Source organism: Bacillus andreraoultii (assembly GCF_001244735.1).
Lineage (GTDB): Bacteria > Bacillota > Bacilli > Bacillales > Caldibacillaceae > Caldifermentibacillus > Caldifermentibacillus andreraoultii.
Genome location: NZ_LN868933.1, coordinates 1 through 1,826 on the forward strand (window position 1 = coordinate 1; position 1,826 = coordinate 1,826).

Annotated in this window: 2 protein-coding genes; both read left to right on the forward strand. The window is 33.9% G+C overall.

Annotated elements, in window-relative coordinates; genetic code table 11:
- Nucleotides 1-70: 70 nt before the first annotated feature.
- Nucleotides 71-1,114, forward strand: coding sequence for an IS1595 family transposase (locus tag BN2144_RS00090; RefSeq protein WP_082195103.1), 1,044 nt, complete (start codon nt 71-73; stop codon nt 1,112-1,114).
- Between the two features lie 71 nt (nt 1,115-1,185).
- The gene (locus tag BN2144_RS00095) at nt 1,186-1,737 is read left to right on the forward strand and encodes a GNAT family N-acetyltransferase (protein ID WP_033826340.1); all 552 of its coding nucleotides are present in this window, start codon (nt 1,186-1,188) and stop codon (nt 1,735-1,737) included.
- Nucleotides 1,738-1,826 lie beyond the last annotated feature (89 nt).

Here is a 1,826-nt window from a genome sequence, read left to right on the forward strand (position 1 = left end):
TGTTGATTATTTGATATACAGGAACTTATGTTCTATAATAAGATTATCATTATTAAAGTTGGTGATGACGATGAGAGCAACTGTTATTCTTAAAGCCATTCAAAAACTAAATCCAGCAGAAAAACATCGATTACGAGAATATTTAATTGATGCACTTACAGCATCCTCCTCAACAGGAACCGTTCTTCAAGAAATATCTGAGCGTAAAAACAAGAATGGTTATCGTTGTCCAGATTGTGAATCGGAGCATATTGTTCGGTTTGGAAAATATTCAACTATCGTTGAAGGAGAAGAAGTTAAAAAGCAACGTTATCGATGCAAAGCGTGTAAAAAGACATTTACCGACCTTACACATACAGCTTTATATCGAACTCGTCGTCTTAACCAATGGATGAAGTTTATCGAGTGTATGATAGAAGGATATTCATTACGTAAGTCTGCTGAATTGATTGGCAATGTTACTCACGTCACATTATTTTATTGGAGACACAAGCTCTTATCTTCGTTAAAACAATTGGAAATATCAAACTTTGAAGGTATCGTTGAAATGGACGAGACCTATTTCTTGTACTCAGAAAAAGGACAGAGAAAAATTAAAGATAGAAAGCCCCGCAAGCGTGGTGGTTCTGCAAAGAAACGTGGTATAAGCAATGAACAAGTATGTGTTCTAGTTGCAAGGGACCGTGACAAAATGACTTTTTCACAGGTATTAGGAATGGGTAGATTAACAAAAGAACAATTGGACAAAGCTATCGGTCATAAACTTTCAAGTGAAAATATATTATGTACCGATTCTTGGCGTGCCTTTAAAACATACGCTGCTGAAAAAGGAATGGTTATTTATCAATTCAAGTCTGATGGTAAGGTTCGTACAAAGGGGTTATACCATATTCAGAACGTCAATAATTACCATCGAAGGCTTAAAGGATGGATACAACGATTTAACGGTGTTGCTACTAAGTACCTAAACAATTACCTTGTCTGGTTTCAGGTATTAGAAAGCATTCAACATCAAAGAAATGAAGTCACGATGAATGACTTGATTATTAGAGGGAACTTAACACAAAATTCGGAAACCTTTGATACAATTAGGTTAAATAAAATTGTGATATAACATTGTTTCTTATCCAACGTATCGGGCAGATTAGTGGGAAGAGCTATTACGGTATAAAAGGGGGACAAAAAATGGAAACAAAAAAACTGCCAAAAGTAATACTAAGAGAATTAACTCTTGATGATGTCGAAGACCGATATCAATGGTGTTTAGATAAAGAAGTAACAAAACATTTAAATATGCCAGATAAATATCCACCATTTAGCAGAGAAGAAACTCTAAATTGGATTAAGATGTGCATTGAAAAAACAAATGGATATGAACAAAAAGCGATAGTAACTGAACAGGGTAAACATATAGGTTGGATTGACCTGAAAAACATCGATAAATTAAACAAACACGCCGAATTAGGCATAGCAATAGGTGATAAAAACTATTGGGGAAAAGGGTATGGATTATCTGCGATGCAAGAAATGCTTTTGTGGGGGTTTAATGAATTAGAACTTAACAAGATTTGGCTTAGAGTTGAGGTTGATAATGAAAGAGCCATAAAATCTTATAAACGAATGGGTTATGTCGAAGAAGGTATTTTGAGACAAGACCGATTAAGAAATAAAAAATTTGTTGACCGTTTAAGATTGAGTATTCTTAAAGATGAGTTCTTCAGCAAAAGAAAGTTTTAGTTGAATAAGACTATATTACAAGATAGAACTTCCAGATAATTGGAAGTTCTTATTTTTTCTTTATATCAACATTAAACTTTAACAGAGCC

Bases quoted from the DNA above. Each gene is read 5' to 3' on its own strand.
- BN2144_RS00090 (WP_082195103.1), top strand. From the start codon at position 71: ATGAGAGCAACTGTTATTCTTAAAGCCATTCAAAAACTAAATCCAGCA.
- BN2144_RS00095 (WP_033826340.1), top strand. From the start codon at position 1,186: ATGGAAACAAAAAAACTGCCAAAAGTAATACTAAGAGAATTAACTCTT.